This is a genomic window from Ferriphaselus sp. R-1 (assembly GCF_000746095.1).
Lineage (GTDB): Bacteria > Pseudomonadota > Gammaproteobacteria > Burkholderiales > Gallionellaceae > Ferriphaselus.
The window spans coordinates 87,159-104,971 of the sequence record NZ_JQKP01000003.1 but is presented as its reverse complement, the minus strand read 5'-3'; the positions used below and the strand labels follow the sequence as shown (position 1 = coordinate 104,971).

Here is a 17,813-nt window from a genome sequence, read left to right as displayed (position 1 = left end):
TGACAGCAGGAGGCGAATTGCCGGTTTTTTTACGGCTTTATTTCGACTCTTTACTAGTGTTCAGGAGATACACATGGCAGATGCAACAACAAAAACGGGCAAGAAATCTTTCCTCAAATCACGGGCCGGACTGGCGATCATTGCCGTCGTCGCATTGGCGCTGCTGGGTGGGGCATACAAGTCGGTACAGGCGGCGCCCGAACCTGCGCTCAAGGAAGTGCGGGTGGATTTCGCCTACTACTCGCCCAGCAGTCTGGTGCTCAAGCGTTTCGGCTGGCTGGAGGAGGCTCTCAAACCAGCAGGCACCGAGGTGAAGTGGGTGCAGAGCGCGGGCAGCAATCGCGCGCTGGAATACCTGAACGGCGGCAGCGTGGATTTTGGCAGCACCGCCGGACTGGCGGCGCTGCTGTCCAAGGCCAACGGCAACCCGATCAAAGCGGTGTATGTGTATTCGCGTCCAGAATGGACTGCGCTTGCCGTCAGTAAGGACTCGAAGATCAAATCGGTCGAAGAGTTGCGCGGCAAGAAAATCGCCGCCACCAAGGGTACAGACCCTTATCTGTTCCTGCTGCGCAGTTTGCATAAGTTCGGCGTGAAAAAATCCGAGGTCGAGATCGTGCACTTGCAGCACGCCGATGGTCGAGCCGCGCTGGAAAAGGGTGATGTCGATGCGTGGGCGGGTCTCGATCCGCACTTGGCTTCCAGCCAGTTGCAGGCCGGTTCCAAGCTGATCTACCGCAATGTGAACTTCAATACCTACGGTTTCCTCAACGTCAACGAGACCTTCGCCAAGCAGCATCCGAGCGTGGTAAAGACCGTGATCGCGGCATATGAAAAAGCCCGTTTGTGGATCATCGCCCATCCGGAAGAAGCGGCGAAGATCCAATCCGAGGAGGCCAAGATCGACCTCGCGGTTGCCAAGCTGCAACTGGGCGAGCGCACCGACCTCTCCAATCCTAAGATCGGCAAGGAGCATGTGGACGCGCTGACCGTAGCCGCCCCCATTCTGCTCGAAGAAGAGTTGGTCAAGCCCGGTACTGACCTGAACAAGGTGATCGCCGATTTGATCGATCCGAGCTTCGTTCAAGCCGTCATCAAGAAGTGAGCGCAGCATCATGAGTGATACGCTGACTTTGAAAAAAGCGGCCGCAGCGCCAGTGTCGCCGGGAGACTTTCTGGCGGCCTGGGTGGGCGGCAAGGCCGACCGCACCTTGCGTGGTCTGTTGTTGCCTATCCTGTTGCTTGGGCTACTAGAGATCGCCGCTCGAAAAGGCTGGGTGGAGGCCCGCCTGTTGCCGCCACCGAGCGAGATCGGTGCCACGCTGTGGCAACTTGCGCAGGGCGATCTGTGGTCTCACATCGGTGCGAGTCTGGCGCGCGTCAGCATTGGTTTCGTGATCGGCTCCGTATTGGGCTTGGCCGTTGCCGTGCTGGTGGGGTTGAATCGCACGCTTGAAGACCTGCTCGATCCTACCTTTCAAGCGCTGCGCAACGTGCCTAGTCTGGCGTGGGTACCCTTGCTGTTGCTGTGGTTCGGCATCGACGAGGCACCCAAGATCACCATGATCGCGTTGGGCGCCTTCTTCCCGGTTTATCTCAACGTGGTGTGCGGCCTACAGAACGTGGATCGCAAACTGATCGAGGTAGGCGAGATACACGGCTTGGGTAAGTTCGAGCTGGCGCGCCGCATCCTGTTGCCAGCCTCGTTGCCGTCGGTGTTCACCGGCCTGCGTACCGCGCTGGGTCTGGCCTGGATGTTCCTCGTAGCGGCGGAACTCATCGCTGCATCGAAGGGGCTGGGCTATCTACTCTCCGACGGGCGTGAGACCAGCCGCCCGGATCTCGTCATCGCGGCAATCTTCCTGATCGCACTACTCGGCAAGGTCAGCGACTCGGCGCTGGCGGCTATCGAGGTGCGCAGTCTGTATTGGCGCGACACCTTGAGGACGCGCAAACGGAGGCATGCATGAGTCACCTCGAAATCAGCATCAAGCAGAAAAAGTTTGCCAACAAGGTGGTGTTGCAGGATGTACGCCTGTCCATCGCGCAGGGCGAGGTCGTTAGCCTGATCGGTGCGAGCGGTTGCGGCAAAAGTACACTGCTGCGCGTCGTTTCCGGTTTGGAGCACGATTACCGAGGCGAGGTGCGGTTGGATGGAACGGTGCTTTCCGGCGTGAGCCGCGACATTGGTTTCATCTTCCAGGAACCGCGCCTGTTTCCGTGGCTGAATGTTGCGGACAACATCTCATTCGACATCGGCAAAGTGGGGCACGATGACGCACGCGTCATCGAATTGCTAGCCGAAGTCGGGCTGATCGGTTTTGGCCAAGCGTTGCCCAAACAGCTTTCCGGCGGGCAAGCACAGCGCGTGGCGATAGCACGAGGGCTCTACACTCATCCCAAGGTGTTGCTGCTGGATGAGCCGTTCAGCGCGGTGGATGCCTTCACCCGCATCCGCTTGCAGGACCTGCTGGCCAACGTCGCCAACGTCCACGGCATCACCATCCTGCTGGTCACGCACGATGTGGATGAGGCCGTGTTCCTCAGCGACCGCGTGGTGGTGATCGGCAACCAGCCGGGTACGGTGGTCGCGGACATCCGGATCGAACTGCCCAAACCGCGTGAACGCGAGACGGCAGCGCTGCTCGCGCAACGCAGCATCGTGTTCGATGCCCTTCATTCCGCACATGTGGTGTAACACAAATGAATTCCAGCGTATTCAATATCGAAGCACAGACAGAACGTCTATGCGAGCAACTCGCCGCCACTGCGGTCGAGCGTGACAAGGCGGGCGGGCATCCTGCCGCCGAGCGTGAACTAATCCGCGACAGCGGCCTGCTCGCGCTGGCCATCCCACAGCAATATGGCGGACTGGGGCAGGACTGGCGCACCATTTTGAACGTGGTGCGGCGGGTTGCCGCCGTGGACAGTTCGCTGGCGCACCTGTTCGCCTTCCAGCATTTGCAAGTTGCCAGCATCCTCTTCTTCGGCAGTCCGCGACAGCATCAGGTGTTGCTGACCGGAACAGTGGCGCAGCGCTGGTTTTGGGGCAATGCGTTGAATCCCGCCGACAACCGCAGCCGCGCCGTCGAGCGTGACGGCGGCATCGTGGTGAACGGCTTGAAGAGCTTCTGCTCCGGCGCGCGTGGGGCTGACCGGTTGCTGGTATCGGCGCATACCGAGTCCGGCAAGTTTCTGGTCGGTGCCATTCCGGCAGACCGCGCGGGGGTGGAGATTGACACTGACTGGGATGCCATTGGACAGCGCCAGACTGACAGCGGCACGGTGCGCTTCAAGGATGTGTTCATCACGCAGGACGAATTGTTGCTGGAGCCAGGGCCGAATGGCACGCCTTACTCCAGCTTGCGTGCCAACCTTGCACAATCCATTCTGGTCAATATTTATCTCGGCTTGGCGCACGGCGCATTCGAGACTGCACGGGATTACACATTGACCAAACGCAGGCCGTGGGTCAATTCCGGTGTCGATAGCGCAGCAAAGGATCCTTACCTGTTGCAGCGTTTCGCCGAGCTGTGGCTGCAGTTGCGCACCGCGACGGTGTTCGCCGATGCCGCAGCGGATCGACTTGATGCCGCATGGAAAAAAGGCAGCGCACTCACCGCCGAGGAGCGTGGTGCCGTGGCGGTTGCAGTGGTCGAGGCCAAGGTACTGGCGCACCGTGCCAGTCTGGACATCGGTACACAACTGTTCGATGTGGCAGGAGCCGGGGCGACTCACGCCGCACTAGGACTCGACCGCTTCTGGCGCAATGCCCGTACGCATACGCTGCATGACCCGCTTGATTACAAATTGCGCGATCTCGGCAACTGGGCATTGAACGGCATCTATCCGACACCGACATCCTATTCGTAGTCGTTCGCCATCAACTCAAGTCCTGAGCCCAGAACGGGCGGGTCGCATCATCAGGTAGCGAGCGGGCAGGGCATATGCAAAAAACGAGCAAAAGTTATGAAGTTTATTTGGTTCGTTGGTGGACAAGACGGCCATAGACTGCCGCCTGAAAAATTCACAAGCAGTCATCACAGGAAACAATCATGACCATACTTTTGATCGGGGGGAGTCCCTCTACCACATCCAGAACTGGGCGTTTGCTCCAGCACATTGGCGTATTACTGGAGCATGAGGGGTTTGATATCGAGACCTTGCATGTTCGCGACCTTCCTGCTGATGCGCTGTTGCATGCGGACTACAAGCATCCTGAAATCGTCAGGGCGACAGCAAGGGTGGCACGAGCCGATGCCATTGTGTTCGCCACGCCGGTTTACAAAGCAGCCTACAGCGGCATTCTCAAAGCCTTTATCGACGTGTTGCCGCAATTCGGTTTGAAAGGGAAGGTCGTCTTGCCCATCGCCAGTGGTGGCAGCCTGGCGCATACCCTGATTCTGGATTACGCATTGCGTCCGGTGCTGGCTTCGCTTTACCCACAACAGATATTGGACAGCATCTATGCCGTCGAGGAACAGATCGTATGGTCGGAAGCAAGTGGATTGACGCTTGATCCTGCCATCGAGCAAAGGGTAGGCGATGGTATCGCAGGCTTGCAGAGAGCATTGCGTGGTTCCAAAAACATCGAGCGAGAGGCCGTTGCCGCATGAGCGAGGACAAGAGTATCACGGTCGATGTGCTGGTTATCGGCGGCGGTACAGCCGGCCCCATGGCTGCCATCAAGGCCAAACAGGCGAACCCGCAGTTGCGCGTGCTGTTGCTGGAAAAGGCACACGTCAAACGCAGCGGTGCCATTTCGATGGGGATGGACGGGCTCAACAACGCGGTAGTGCCGGGCCACGCTACACCGGAGCAATACGTGCGCGAGATCACGGTGGCGAATGACGGTATCGTCAACCAGCACACGCTGATGGCCTACGCGCGCAACAGCTACCCGATGATCGAGGAACTGGATCGCTGGGGCGTGAAGTTCGAGAAAGACGAGACCGGCGATTATGCGGTAAAGAAGGTACACCATGTGGGCACCTATGTGCTCCCCATGCCGGAGGGGCACGACATCAAGAAGGTGTTGTACCGCCAGTTGCGCAAGCATGGTGTAGAGATCAGCAATCGCTTGGTTGCAACACGTTTGTTCAAGGACAAGGATGGCCGTATTGCCGGAGCCGCCGCGATAGACAGCCGCACGGCAGAGTTTCATGTAGTCCGCGCCAAGAGCGTCATTTTGTGTACTGGGGCTGCCGGGCGCTTGGGCTTGCCCGCTTCGGGCTACCTGTTTGGTACCTATGAGAATCCGACCAACGCGGGCGACGGTTACAGCATGGCTTACCATGCCGGAGCCGAACTCAGCGGCATCGAATGTTTCCAGATCAACCCGCTCATCAAGGATTACAACGGCCCGTCCTGCGCCTATGTGACCGGCCCGTTCGGCGGCTACACCGCCAATGCGCTGGGCCAGCGCTTCATCGAATGCGATTACTGGAGCGGCCAGATGATGCTGGAGTTCTATAACGAACTCGCTGGCGGCAAAGGGCCGGTGTTCCTCAAGCTGGATCACCTTGCGGACGAGACCCTCACGAAGATCGAGGACATTCTGCACGCCAACGAGCGCCCTTCGCGCGGACGCTTCCATGCCGGGCGCGGCACCGACTACCGCGCCCAGGCCGTTGAAATGCACATCTCCGAAATCGGGTTGTGCAGCGGACATAGCGCTTCCGGCGTATGGGTGGACGAGCATGCGCGCACCACGGTGCCGGGTCTGTATGCCGCAGGCGATCTGGCTTGTGTGCCGCACAACTACATGCTCGGTGCTTTCGTTTACGGCAAGCTGGCGGGCGAAGATGCCGCACGCTATTGCGCGGAACAGCAGCCCGGCGAGATCGCTACAGCTGACATCGTCGCTGAACGCGAGCGCGTGCTGGCCCCCTTGTCGCGTACCGAAGGGTTGTCGCCGAACCAAGTTGAATACAAATTGCGGCGTATGGTGAACGACTACCTGCAACCGCCCAAGGTCACCAAAAAAATGGAGCTCGGCCTGGCGCGTTTCGCCGAGATTGCCGCAGACCTGCAACGCATCGTGGCGCGCAATCCGCACGAGCTGATGCGCGCCAATGAAGTGAGTTTCATTCTCGATTGCGCCGAGATGGCCGCGCGGGCTTCGCTGTACCGCACCGAGAGCCGCTGGGGGCTGTACCACTACCGGCTCGATCATCCCGAGCGCAACGACACGGACTGGTTCGTGCATGTGCAGTTGCACAAGGGCGAGGACGGCGCGATGCGGTGCTTCAAACGCGCGGTCGAGCCCTACATCATCGAGGTGGGGGAACATGAGCGCGATGCCTATTCCCGCTTGCGCATCCATCAGCACGAGGTGGCGGCATGAGCACGGCCTGGGTGAGCGGCAGTCTGCCGGTGTCCGTAGATGCGGACAAATGCATCGCCGACAAGGGCTGCACCATCTGTGTGGATGTCTGCCCGCTGGATGTGCTGGAGATCGACGCGACCAGCGGCAAGGCGGTCATGCGCTACGACGAATGCTGGTATTGCCTCCCTTGCGAGCAGGATTGCCCAACCGGAGCCATCCATGTCGATATTCCTTATTTGTTGCGCTGACATGAGTACGTCCGATCCCGTATTGGCGCGAATTCTGGCGCGCTTGCATGACCCGGATGACACGGTGCGCAGTCTGGCGGTTGCGGCACTGGCGGACATCGCAACCGACGATGAGGTGCCGCTGTTCGTCACCGCCTTGCAGGACGAAAGTGCCGCCGTGAGGGCTCGTGCCGCGCAAGTTTTGGCGGATTACCTGAACGCTTCCAGCATTGTGGCATTGCATCGCGCGCTGTCCGATCCGATCGCCGCCGTTCGCTTTGCCGCCGCGCAAAGCCTATCCGAATTGAAAGATCCAATTTTCGCAACGCAATTGCTGGACTACCTCGGCAGCGCATCAGGATTTGCCAAGGCGGGCCTGCTGCGAGCTCTGCGCGAGTTGCGTGCCGAAGCCGCCGCGCATCCCGCCACGCTAGCGCTTCAGGAGAACGATGCCGATGTGCGCAGGGAGGCCATCGGCGTGTTGGGCTATCTCAAGTTTGCCACGGCCCTGCCGGCGTTATCCGCGCTGGCGATTTCCGACCCCGACCGGGTCGTGCGTAAAGCGGCAGTCGGCTCACTGGTGATGGGACGCGAAAGCGTAGCCATACCGGCGTTGATTCAAGCACTGACCGACGAAGATTGGGAGGTGCGCGAAGAGGCCGCAATTGTTTTGGGAAAACTGCGCGCCATACAGAGTGTGCCCGCGTTGTTGCAAGTGCTGGAAGACGCGTATTGGCAGGTGCGCGTCAAAGCGGTGCGCAGTCTGGGCTTGATCGGCGCGTCAGATGCGGTTGCAGCATTGCTTGTCGTGGCAAGAGCCCCCCTCAGTAATTTGCGTAAAGAAGCTGCCACTGCCCTGGGACTGATTGGTGATCTGGCTGCATTGCAAGTGCTGCAACACTTGCTGGATGACGAGGATGCCGATGTGCGCAAGTCGGCACGTACCGCATTGGAACAGATCAAGCATCGCTGCCCCTGAATTGTCTGATTACCCGTTTCATGCATAAGCAAATGAGGTTTTCTTGGTTCGTGTCGCGCACATGCTTCGCTAGAGTGCATCCCGTGATAAGCAGGAACGCATGATTTTCAAAACTCAACTTCAGGAGCTATAGATGAAACCTCATTATATTTTTCACTGGCTGCGCGTCATTGCTGTGGCTGCCGTCGCCACCTTGCCCATAGCGGCGCACGCCGAGTCTGATGCCAATACTTTGCGCGTTGGCTACCAGAAATACGGCACACTGATTTTGCTCAAGGCGCATGGAACGCTGGAGCCGCGCCTGGAGAAACTGGGCGTGAAGGTCAGCTGGACCGAATTCCCGGCCGGACCGCAACTGCTGGAAGGGCTGAATGTTGGCAGCGTGGACTTTGGCACGACAGGCGAAACACCGCCGATCTTTGCTCAAGCCGCAGGCGCGCAATTGTCCTATGTGGGCTATGAGCCACCCGCACCGGCAGCGGAAGCCATTCTGGTACCCGAAGGTTCTCCGATCAAATCCGTGGCCGAGTTGAAGGGCAAGAAAGTTGCGCTGAACAAGGGCTCCAACGTGCACTACCTGCTGGTGCGTGCGCTGGAACAGGCGGGTTTGAAATATTCCGATATAGAAGTCGTATTCCTGGCACCTGCTGATGCGCGTGCCGCCTTCGAGCGTGGCAGCGTGGATGCTTGGGTGATCTGGGATCCATTCCTGGCTGCAGCAGAAACCTCGATCAAGGCCCGCGTGCTGAAGGATGGCAAAGGCGTGGTCAACAATTACCAATTCTATTTGGCTGAGAAGAGCTATGCAGCGCGCCGTCCAGATGTGATCGCCGCCGTGTTCGAAGAGATCGCCAAGGTAGATGAGTGGGCCAAGAGCAAACCCAAGGAAGCAGCAACAGCTTTGTCTCCGCTGACCAAACTGGATGAAGCGACCCTGCTGCTAGCGCTGAATCGTGGTGCGTATGGTGTGACCTACCTCAACGACAAGGTAGTAGCACATCAGCAACAGATTGCGGACACCTTCCACGGTTTGAAACTGATTCCCAAGGCCATCCAGATTTCCGATTCAGTCTGGGTTCCCTCTAAAAAGGTAGTCAGGAAATAAATCGACTTAGATCACGCCATCATGCTCGTCGGTACGGGAATGATGGCGCTTACGAGTGATCTGACATTAAACATCGGAGCTGCGCTCCGCAATCCAAGGCAATAAACATGTCACTGAATATTTTTTGGTTCATTCCGACCTTTGGCGATAGCCGTTACCTGGGCTCGCAGCAAGGCTCGCGCCCACTGGATTTTGATTACCTGAAACAGCTCGGTTCTGCCGTCGATACGCTGGGCTACGATGGCGTGTTGATTCCGACCGGACGCTCTTGCGAAGACCCGTTCGTGGTCGCCTCTGCCTTGATCGGTGTGACACGCAAACTGAAGTTCCTCGTGGCTCTGCGCCCCGGCCTGCTGCAACCGGCACTGGCCGCGCGTCAGGTCGCCACACTCGATCGCTTGTCCGGTGGACGGCTCGCGCTGAATCTGGTGGCGGGCGGCGATTCCACCGAGCTGGAGGGCGATGGCCTATTCGAGAATTCGGTGGAGCGCTACGAAGCCGCGCGAGAATTCGTCACGCTGTGGCGCGAAATTCTGGCCAAAGCGCATGAGGGCGAGGCGGTAGATTTTGATGGCAAGCACTACCAGGTAAAGGGGGCGAAACTTTTGTTCCCTAGCGTGCAGAAGCCCTATCCGCCGCTGTTTTTCGGGGGCTCCTCCGAAGCGGCGCACGAACTGGCCGCAGAGAAGGTCGATCTCTACATCACTTGGGCCGAGATACCCAAGGCAGTCGCTGAAAAGATCGCCGATGTGCGCCAGCGTGCAGAGAAATTTGGCCGGAAGGTGCGCATCGGGCTGCGCGTGCATGTGATCGTGCGCGAGACCGAAGCGCAAGCCTGGACTGCCGCAGAAGAACTCATCAGCAAGCTCGATGAGGAGACCATCAGCAAGGCGCAAAGCACGCTGACCAAGCTCGATTCGGAAGGCCAGCGCCGCATGTCCGCACTGCACAAGGGCGGCAAGGCGCGCACCCGTGCTGAGTTGGAAGTGAGCCCCAATCTGTGGGCGGGCGTAGGGCTGGTACGCGGCGGTGCGGGTACGGCGCTGGTGGGTGATCCGCAGACAGTCGTTGCACGCTTGCAGGAATATGCCGATCTCGGTGTCGATACCTTCGTTTTGTCCGGATACCCGCACTTGGAGGAAGCGTACCGCTTCGCCGAACTGGTGTTCCCGCTGCTGCCCGGCAAGAACCGCGCGCAATTGCCCGGTGCAAACTTGGTCGTCAGCGGCCCGTTCGGCGGCATCGTGAGGGACAGGCCGGAACTCAAGATCTCGCAAAGCTGAGCCATGCTGAACCGCATTCTACGAGTTTCATCAACGTGGCTATTGCCTTGGCTGTTGCCGCTGGTGCTGGTACTGGGCTGGCAGGCGGCGGCGCAGCTTGGCTGGCTGTCCACGCGGGTGTTGCCAGCACCATTGGATGTGCTCAAGGCTGGCATTGAGCTGGGTTCTTCCGGCGAGCTTTGGCATCACTTCGTGGCCAGTTTCAAACGCGCGTTCACCGGCCTCCTCATCGGCGGCAGTCTCGGTTTTATCCTGGGCTTTTTCACCGGACTGTCGCGTTTCGCCGAAAATTTGCTCGACTCAACCTTGCAGATGGTGCGCAACGTGCCGCTGCTGGCATTGATCCCGCTGGTGATCCTGTGGTTCGGCATTGGCGAGGAAGGCAAGGTGTTCCTGGTTTCGCTCGCTGTGTTCTTCCCGATCTACCTGAATACCTTCCACGGACTACGGTCAGTGGACAAGGACTTGATCGAAATGGGCAAGATTTATGGCTTGGGCCGCGTCGCCTTGTTCCGCGAAGTGATTCTGCCCGGCGCCTTGCCTTCCATTCTGGTGGGGTTGCGCCTGTCTCTGGGTTACATGTGGCTGTTTCTTGTCGTCGCGGAGACTATCTCATCCAGCGAAGGCATCGGCTATATGACGATGAACGCGCGCGAGTTTCTGCAAACCGATGTCGTGGTGTTGGGAATCGCCTTTTATGCCCTGCTGGGTAAAGCCTCCGATGTGGCAGCGACGCAGCTGGAGCGTCACTGGTTGAAATGGCACAAGAGCTATCGAACATGAGAGAAGAACCATGGACACAAGAGTCGCTGAGTTGGAAGTGAGTCTATCGAACGGTATCGCCATTCGCACTACTCAGCTCGTCAAACGTTACGGCGAGCGCGAAGTGTTGCACGGGCTGGATCTGACGGTGGAGGCGGGCGAATTCATCGCTGTGGTCGGCCGTAGCGGTTGCGGCAAGAGCACCTTCCTGCGTTTGCTGGCAGGGCTGGAAAAGCACAGCTCGGGGTCGATCTCGCTGGATGGCTATGCCGCCCCCGGCATCCATCCAGACGTGCGCATCATGTTCCAGGATTCGCGTCTGTTGCCTTGGCGCACGGTGATCCAGAACGTGGCGCTGGGACTGCCTGGCGATAGCCGTCAGGTGGCACTGGCGGCCTTGTGCGAAGTCGGGCTGGCGGATCGTGCCGATGAGTGGCCCGCTAACTTGTCTGGCGGTCAACGACAGCGTGTCGCACTGGCGCGCGCGCTGGTACATCAACCACGCTTACTGTTGCTGGATGAGCCGCTGGGTGCGCTGGATGCACTGACGCGTATCGAGATGCAATGCCTGATCGAGCGCTTGTGGCAACAACACAATTTCACTGTGCTGCTGGTGACGCACGATGTGGCGGAAGCAGTCACGCTGGGTGACCGGGTGGTGTTGATCGAAGACGGCAGCATCACGCTGGACCTAGACATCAACCTGCCGCGCCGCCGCGAACGCGGCACTGCGGAGTTCGCGGCACTGGAAGGGCAGGTCTTGCACAAAGTATTGGGCGCACAACTCTGCCCGAATTAAAGACAAGGAAAATCCATGAGTAGCACCAGAAAGATCATCGACCTGCGCAGCAGACCCGCCTTCCTGCACGACTTCTACGGCGCGACACCGGGCACGAATGAGTACGAGGTCGCCAAGTGGCTAAACCGCCGCGTCGGTTCCAAGCACGATGAACATTTTGTGCGCTCGCACACGCTGGAAGGTTTCGTCGCCGAAGTGCGCGAGAGCGGCATCACTTCTGCGGTCGTGGTTGGGCGCGATACGCCGTCGCTGAGCATCTCCAACGACCGCATCCGGGAGATCACTGCGCCGCACCAAGAGCTGATCGGCATTGCGTCGGTCGATCCGCAGACGCATGGCATCAAGGCTGCGCTGGCCGAAATCGAGCGCGCTACCCAACAGCTAGGTTTGCGCGGCATCAACGTCGAACCCGGATTCGGCAACCCGGCGGTTGCGGCAGACGATGCCCAATTCCTGCCTGTCTATGACGCCTGCGCTCAGTTGGGTCTGCCGGTGTTCATCATGTCAGGGCCAACCACCCCGAACTTTGAGCATACCGATCCCGCACCGATAGGCTGCATCGCGCGGCAATTCCCCAACCTCAGCATCGTCGTCTATCACGGCTGCTATCCCTACGTGAACGAGGTCATCGGTGTCGCCTTCCGTTACGAGAACGTGCACCTTGTGCCCGATATGTACCTCTTCCAGCCCGGCAGCAAGCTGTATGTCGAAGCGGCGAACAGTTTCCTGCGCGGGCAGTTACTGTTCGCCACATCCTATCCTTTCCGCGCCATGCGGCAGACAGTGGATGACTTCTTGAATCTGGGATTCAAAGACGAGGTGTTGGATGACGTGCTCTACAAGAATGCGGAACGCATCCTGAAGTTGATTTGATTCCGATGAACACGCGCGAAAACATTCCCTTGCCGACTGATTGGTCGCTCGAACAGATCGTTGCCGAGTTGCGCGAGGTACGCCGCCTCTGGCGCGAATCCTGTGCACGCAACCACGAGTGCGGCGGCCGCGAACTGCCAGCGCCCGAACAGATACGCGACATCGTTGACGGCGTACGCGGCGCGTTGTTTCCCATGCGTTTGGGGCCGCCCGACCTGCGGCAGGAGAGCGAAGACTTTTTCGTGGCGCACACGCTGGACACCGCCCTGCATGCCCTGCACCAGCAGGTGTTGCTTGAGTTGCATTACACCGTGCGCCAACTCGGCAAAGAAGAACCAGACAGCGGCATAGAGGCAAAAGCCGTTCATGTCGTGCGCAGCTTCGCCGCCGCGTTACCCGGAGTGCGCGCCTTGCTGGATACCGATGTGCGTGCCGCCTACAACGGTGATCCAGCGGCGCACAGTGTGGACGAGATTCTGCTTTGCTACCCCGGCACGCAGGCGGTCATCCATCATCGTCTGGCGCATGTATTGCACGGCCTTGGCGCATCAATGATCGCACGCATCATCGCTGAGTTGGCACACTCAGAGACCGGTATCGACATACACCCAGGAGCGAGTATCGGTTCGGGGTTTTTTATCGACCACGGCACCGGTGTGGTAATCGGTGAGACCGCTGTCATCGGCGAGCGCGTGCGCATCTATCAGGCGGTGACGCTGGGTGCCAAGCGTTTCAATGTGGGCGAGGACGGCGTGCTGGAAAAAGGTGCACTGCGCCATCCCATCCTCGAAGACGATGTGGTGGTGTATGCCGGAGCGACCATCCTCGGGCGTATCACTATAGGCCGAGGTTCGAGCATCGGCGGCAACGTGTGGCTCACGCGCAGCGTGCCGCCGGGAAGTGTGATCACGCAGGCGAACTCGCAGCACGAGTTGCCGAAAGTAGAGGTCACGCTATGACTGTCGAGCAGCTTTCACTGGTGTTGCGCCAATTGCGCGAAGAGCGCGGCTGGTCGCAGGAGCAACTGGCCGAACGCGCCGATTTGAATCGTTCTTACTTGGGCGAGGTGGAGCGCGGACGAGCGGTGCCTTCCATCGTGACGGTGGCCAAGTTGGCGGAGGCGCTGGAGATACAGCTGTCGTCGTTCATCGCACGATGCGAACACATCTGATTTTGGTGGCTATAGCAGGTTGAGCTGCTCCTCGATCTGTTCGACTATCGCTTAGCTTTTTTTCTAATAACGTTATCTGTAATTTTCCTAAGGAGTGAGTCATGGCTGTTGAACAAAAAGACCAATTGGCATTGAGCGATGTCGCCGCGCGCACGCTGGCGAATGCCACCAAAACCGTCCCGCAACTTTCAACCATCACGCCGCGCTGGTTGCCGCAGTTGTTGAGCTGGGTGCCGCTGGAAGCCGGTATCTATCGCGTGAACAAAGTGAAGGACGCTTCGCGCGTGACTGTAGCCTGCTCGCAACGCGACGAGCGCGAACTGCCGCAGACTTTTGTGGACTACGAAGAGTGGGGCCGAGAATACATGCTCTCCGCCGTGAACACTGTGGTGGATGTGCATACTCGCGTGTCCGACCTGTACAGCAGCCCGCACAACCAGATTAAGGAGCAACTGCGCCTGACCATCGAGACGGTGAAAGAGCGTCAGGAAAACGAACTCATCAACAACAAGGAATACGGCCTGTTGAACAATGTGGCCGACAGCCAGCGCATCAAGACCCGCACTGGTGCGCCGACACCGGACGATCTGGACGAGCTCATCACCAAAGTGTGGAAAGAACCCGGCTTCTTCTTGGCGCATCCATTGGCGATTGCCGCCTTCGGTCGTGAATGTACTCGTCGCGGCGTACCACCGCCCACGGTCACTATTTCTGGCTCGCCGTTCCTTACTTGGCGCGGTATTCCGCTGATCCCATCGGACAAGGTACCGGTGAAAGACGGTAAGAGCAGCATCATCCTGCTGCGCACCGGCGAAGGCCGCCAAGGCGTGGTGGGCCTGTATCAGCCCAACCTGCCGGGCGAACAAAGCATGGGCCTGTCCGTGCGTTTCATGGGCATCGACCGCCGCGCCATCGCGTCTTACCTGATCTCGCTGTACTGCTCGCTTGCCGTGCTGACCGACGACGCGCTTGCCGTGCTCGAAGATGTCGAAGTGGGTAAGTACCATGAGTACAAGTAATCTGCCTATTCCCGACAGTGCTCCCAACCTCGGTGCCGCCAACATCCCCGCCCACGGTAATGTGCTGGCGGACGGGCAAGGCTATGTGCCGGACGTGGCGCTGATCGAACGCTTGGCAAACGAGCTGTTCGCGGACGTGCCGGGCGCGTTGTCCGGCGCGACACCGCCCCTGGGTTCGGCCATGCCGCCGCGCGGCAACGATCTGGCGATCCCGCTCACTGGAGGCGATCCGCTGGACCTGCATCTGGACACGCCACGCACGCATACGCCGCAATTGCCGGTGAACCACGACTGGGCACCGGGTGCGGATTTCGCCGTGGCGCCGAATCTGGATACGAGTTACCCGGGCGAAGAGCTGTTGCGCGCGCTGTTGCAAGACAACACCAAGGAACACCCGAAGATGACGGGGGCGGGGTTTTACTTTTTGGATGAGGCGGCACGCTTCAAACAGCAGCCCGCGCAGGGCCATGCGCCGCAGGTATCGTCATTGAGCCAAGCCAATGTTGGCCAGATCGCGACTTCCGGTCATCCCGCCTTCGACGTGCTGGCCGTGCGCCGCGACTTTCCCATCTTGAGAGAGTTGGTGAACGGTCGCCCGCTGGCCTGGCTGGACAACGCCGCGACCACGCAAAAACCGCAATCGGTGATCGACCGCCTGTCCTACTTTTACGCGCACGAGAACTCCAATATCCACCGCGCAGCGCATGAGTTGGCCGCCCGTGCCACCGATGCTTATGAAGGTGCTCGCGACAAGGTTGCGAATTTCATCAACGCCAGTTCCAGTAGCGAGATCATTTTTGTGCGTGGCACTACAGAGGCGATCAATCTGGTGGCCAAGAGCTGGGGCAAAAAGCACATCGGCGAGGGCGACGAGATTCTCATCTCGCATCTGGAACACCACGCCAACATCGTGCCCTGGCAAATGCTGTGTGCTGAAACCGGCGCGGTGCTGCGTGTGGCGCCAGTGGACGAAGACGGCCAGGTGTTGCTGAACGAATACGAGCGCCTGCTCAGTGCGCGCACCAAGCTAGTGTCGTTCACCCAAGTCTCCAACGCGCTCGGCACGGTGACGCCCGCCAAGCAGATGATAGCAATGGCGCACCGCTACGGCGCGAAAGTGCTGCTGGACGGCGCACAGTCCGTCTCGCACCTGCGCGCCGACGTGCAGTATCTCGACTGCGATTTCTTCGTGTTCTCCGGCCACAAAGTGTTCGGCCCCACCGGCATCGGCGCGCTCTACGGCAAGCCGGAAGTGCTGGAGGACATGCCCGCCTGGCAAGGCGGCGGCAACATGATCGAGGACGTGACTTTCGAGAAGACGCGCTACCACTCCGCGCCCAACAAGTTCGAGGCGGGCACCGGCAACATCGCCGATGCCGTGGGACTGGGAACGGCCATCGACTACGTGCAGAAGATCGGCATCGACAACATTGCCCGCTACGAACACGAGTTGCTGGCGTACGCGATGAAAGAGCTGGGCAGCATCCCCGGTCTGCGACTGATCGGCACCGCACCGGACAAGACCAGCGTGCTGTCGTTCGTGCTGGCAGGCTATCAGACCACCGAAGTCGGCGAAGCGTTGAACAAGGAAGGCATTGCCGTACGCACCGGTCATCACTGCGCCCAACCCATCCTGCGCCGCTTCGGGCTGGAAGCCACCGTGCGCCCGTCACTGGCGTTTTACAACACGCACGAAGAGATTGATCGCCTGGTGGGTGTGGTGAGGCAGTTGGCGCGGAGGTAGTGTGTACCACTACGATTAGCCCCGCCAGTCGGAAGACTGGCGGGGCTTTTTCCATTTGAATCCAATGGATAAATTCTGCTAAATAAAGCGAAATAACTTGGTTCTTAGTGATACCTCACAGGCATAACATGGCAGTCTATTCAATTGAAAAAGGTGGTTGATATGACTGCATTGATAGTCGGTGGAGACAATGTCGATGGCATCAAGGATGAGCTTGTGGCGCACGGGATGCGCAAGGTTAGACACTGGTCTGGACGGAAGCATGGTGACAAGAATCACGTCATTCCACTTGATGTCGAGCTGATTGTGGTGTTGGTCAATTATGTCAATCACAGCTTGTCTGTCAAAGTGAAAAAAGAAGCCAAAAGACTACGAGTGCCGGTAATTTACAGCAAAAACTCGCGGCACAGTCTGGCAGCGAGAGTGTCGCATTGAGTCATATGATTACCTATCACTTGGTTAATCTGCCTGACTCCTGCTTTCGAAGTACGCACTGTTGGTAATCGAATATACAAAGCATTTTTTCTTGGTTCTACCAAGAAAATGTCGCCGCTACCATGCGCCCTATAACGAATTAATAAGGACATCCATCATGGCGCGCGAACCGTATGCCTATTTGAAATTATTATTCAGCAACAATCTGTTGCTGAATCTTGATGAGTATGACCTGAGCCATGTGCAGACCCATGGTCTGGTCTGCCGCTTTCTCGGGATGCGCTTGTCGAGCACATTTCAGCCTATTTTCAAGGCCGACGGTACCGTTCTTGGACGCGAGGCATTGCTACGGTCTGTGGTGCATGAGCAGTTTGAATTGATTCCGCAAGCGGCCTTTGACGAGGCCGAGCGTGCTGGTCGCTTGGTGCAGTTCGACCGTCTGGTACGCACCATTCATCTGCTGAATCATGATCGCAGCTTCCCAGAGCACGAATTGCTGTTCCTGAATGTGCATCCACATCTGCTCACTAGCGTAAGCGATCATGGCAGAACGTTCGAGCAGATATTGCACTACTACTCGGTGCCGACCTCGCAGGTGGTTATTGAGATCAAGGAATCGGCAGTCAAAGACATGGCGCGTCTGGACGAGGCCGTAAGCAATTACCGCAAACTGGGCTACAAGATCGCAGTCGATGACTTTGGCCTGGCGCACGCCAGCGTGGCAAGACTGGCCGGTGCGTCTCACGCTTATGAGGATCTGGTTGCGGATACAAGCAACGATGAATTGGCGCGCGTGCTGAAATTGCGTCCAGACATCGTCAAGTTCGATGGTGGTGTGTTGCGCAATCCACTGGCGACGGGTGTCATTTATGCACTGGTCAACACCTTGCATCAGTCAGGCGTACAAGTCGCTATCGAAGGCATCGAATCCGCTACACAACTAGCCATTGCCCATAATGCTGGAGCGGACTTGTTCCAAGGTGATTACTTGGCTAGCCCCGAATTCGCTACCCAAGCTGACGTACGCTATCTGCGGGCTGAACGACTGGCTGCGTAAGCACTTGGCAAGTCTGTTTTTTTGAGGGCGG

19 protein-coding genes are annotated in these 17,813 nt (G+C 58.7%); all 19 read left to right on the top strand.

Annotated features, from left to right (window positions below; genetic code table 11):
• Positions 1-73 precede the first annotated feature (73 nt).
• The 19 genes from DM08_RS04935 to DM08_RS04845 all read left to right on the top strand — a co-directional run bounded on the left by DM08_RS04935 (position 74) and on the right by DM08_RS04845 (position 17,782).
• Complete coding sequence (locus tag DM08_RS04935; RefSeq protein WP_035383527.1) at positions 74-1,105, top strand: aliphatic sulfonate ABC transporter substrate-binding protein; 1,032 nt, start codon at positions 74-76, stop codon at positions 1,103-1,105.
• A 10-nt stretch (positions 1,106-1,115) separates the two neighbouring features.
• Positions 1,116-1,970 (top strand): ABC transporter permease, encoded by an 855-nt coding sequence (locus DM08_RS04930; protein ID WP_081908773.1) that lies wholly within the window; start codon positions 1,116-1,118, stop codon positions 1,968-1,970.
• On the top strand, positions 1,967-2,698 hold the full coding sequence (locus DM08_RS04925) for an ABC transporter ATP-binding protein (RefSeq protein ID WP_035383526.1): 732 nt from the start codon (positions 1,967-1,969) through the stop codon (positions 2,696-2,698). Before DM08_RS04930 ends, DM08_RS04925 begins: the two co-directional genes overlap by 4 nt.
• 5 nt (positions 2,699-2,703) lie before the next feature.
• Positions 2,704-3,873, top strand: a complete 1,170-nt coding sequence (locus tag DM08_RS04920) for an acyl-CoA dehydrogenase family protein (RefSeq protein ID WP_035383525.1) — start codon at positions 2,704-2,706, stop codon at positions 3,871-3,873.
• Positions 3,874-4,055: 182 nt separating this feature from the next.
• The gene (ssuE, locus tag DM08_RS04915; RefSeq protein ID WP_035383524.1) at positions 4,056-4,616 is read left to right on the top strand and encodes an NADPH-dependent FMN reductase; all 561 of its coding nucleotides are present in this window, start codon (positions 4,056-4,058) and stop codon (positions 4,614-4,616) included.
• Complete coding sequence (locus DM08_RS04910) at positions 4,613-6,346, top strand: fumarate reductase/succinate dehydrogenase flavoprotein subunit (protein ID WP_035383523.1); 1,734 nt, start codon at positions 4,613-4,615, stop codon at positions 6,344-6,346. Before ssuE ends, DM08_RS04910 begins: the two co-directional genes overlap by 4 nt.
• A complete protein-coding gene (locus tag DM08_RS04905; protein ID WP_035383522.1) occupies positions 6,343-6,576 on the top strand; it encodes a 4Fe-4S dicluster domain-containing protein in 234 nt (77 codons plus the stop codon). Before DM08_RS04910 ends, DM08_RS04905 begins: the two co-directional genes overlap by 4 nt.
• A 1-nt stretch (position 6,577) precedes the next feature.
• A complete protein-coding gene (locus DM08_RS04900) occupies positions 6,578-7,534 on the top strand; it encodes a HEAT repeat domain-containing protein (RefSeq protein ID WP_035383521.1) in 957 nt (318 codons plus the stop codon).
• A gap of 133 nt (positions 7,535-7,667) precedes the next feature.
• Complete coding sequence (locus DM08_RS04895; protein WP_035383520.1) at positions 7,668-8,639, top strand: sulfonate ABC transporter substrate-binding protein; 972 nt, start codon at positions 7,668-7,670, stop codon at positions 8,637-8,639.
• A 113-nt stretch (positions 8,640-8,752) separates the two neighbouring features.
• Positions 8,753-9,922: an FMNH2-dependent alkanesulfonate monooxygenase gene (ssuD, locus tag DM08_RS04890; RefSeq protein ID WP_035383647.1), complete on the top strand. Its 1,170-nt coding sequence runs from the start codon at positions 8,753-8,755 to the stop codon at positions 9,920-9,922.
• Positions 9,923-9,925: 3 nt separating this feature from the next.
• Entirely contained in the window at positions 9,926-10,705 is a 780-nt protein-coding gene (locus tag DM08_RS04885) for an ABC transporter permease subunit (protein WP_035383519.1), read from the top strand.
• Between the two features lie 10 nt (positions 10,706-10,715).
• A complete protein-coding gene (locus DM08_RS04880) occupies positions 10,716-11,483 on the top strand; it encodes an ATP-binding cassette domain-containing protein (protein ID WP_051937800.1) in 768 nt (255 codons plus the stop codon).
• Between the two features lie 15 nt (positions 11,484-11,498).
• Complete coding sequence (locus DM08_RS04875; RefSeq protein ID WP_035383518.1) at positions 11,499-12,356, top strand: amidohydrolase family protein; 858 nt, start codon at positions 11,499-11,501, stop codon at positions 12,354-12,356.
• Positions 12,357-12,361: 5 nt separating this feature from the next.
• Complete coding sequence (epsC, locus tag DM08_RS04870) at positions 12,362-13,315, top strand: serine O-acetyltransferase EpsC (protein WP_035383517.1); 954 nt, start codon at positions 12,362-12,364, stop codon at positions 13,313-13,315.
• Positions 13,312-13,527 (top strand): helix-turn-helix domain-containing protein, encoded by a 216-nt coding sequence (locus DM08_RS04865; protein ID WP_035383516.1) that lies wholly within the window; start codon positions 13,312-13,314, stop codon positions 13,525-13,527. Before epsC ends, DM08_RS04865 begins: the two co-directional genes overlap by 4 nt.
• 101 nt (positions 13,528-13,628) lie before the next feature.
• The gene (locus tag DM08_RS04860; protein ID WP_035383515.1) at positions 13,629-14,546 is read left to right on the top strand and encodes a family 2A encapsulin nanocompartment shell protein; all 918 of its coding nucleotides are present in this window, start codon (positions 13,629-13,631) and stop codon (positions 14,544-14,546) included.
• The gene (locus tag DM08_RS04855) at positions 14,533-16,290 is read left to right on the top strand and encodes a family 2A encapsulin nanocompartment cargo protein cysteine desulfurase (RefSeq protein ID WP_237560229.1); all 1,758 of its coding nucleotides are present in this window, start codon (positions 14,533-14,535) and stop codon (positions 16,288-16,290) included. Before DM08_RS04860 ends, DM08_RS04855 begins: the two co-directional genes overlap by 14 nt.
• Before the next feature lie 162 nt (positions 16,291-16,452).
• A complete protein-coding gene (locus DM08_RS04850) occupies positions 16,453-16,725 on the top strand; it encodes a DUF2325 domain-containing protein (protein WP_035383514.1) in 273 nt (90 codons plus the stop codon).
• 157 nt (positions 16,726-16,882) lie between these two features.
• Positions 16,883-17,782: an EAL domain-containing protein gene (locus DM08_RS04845; RefSeq protein ID WP_035383513.1), complete on the top strand. Its 900-nt coding sequence runs from the start codon at positions 16,883-16,885 to the stop codon at positions 17,780-17,782.
• The last annotated feature ends 31 nt before the right edge of the window (positions 17,783-17,813 follow it).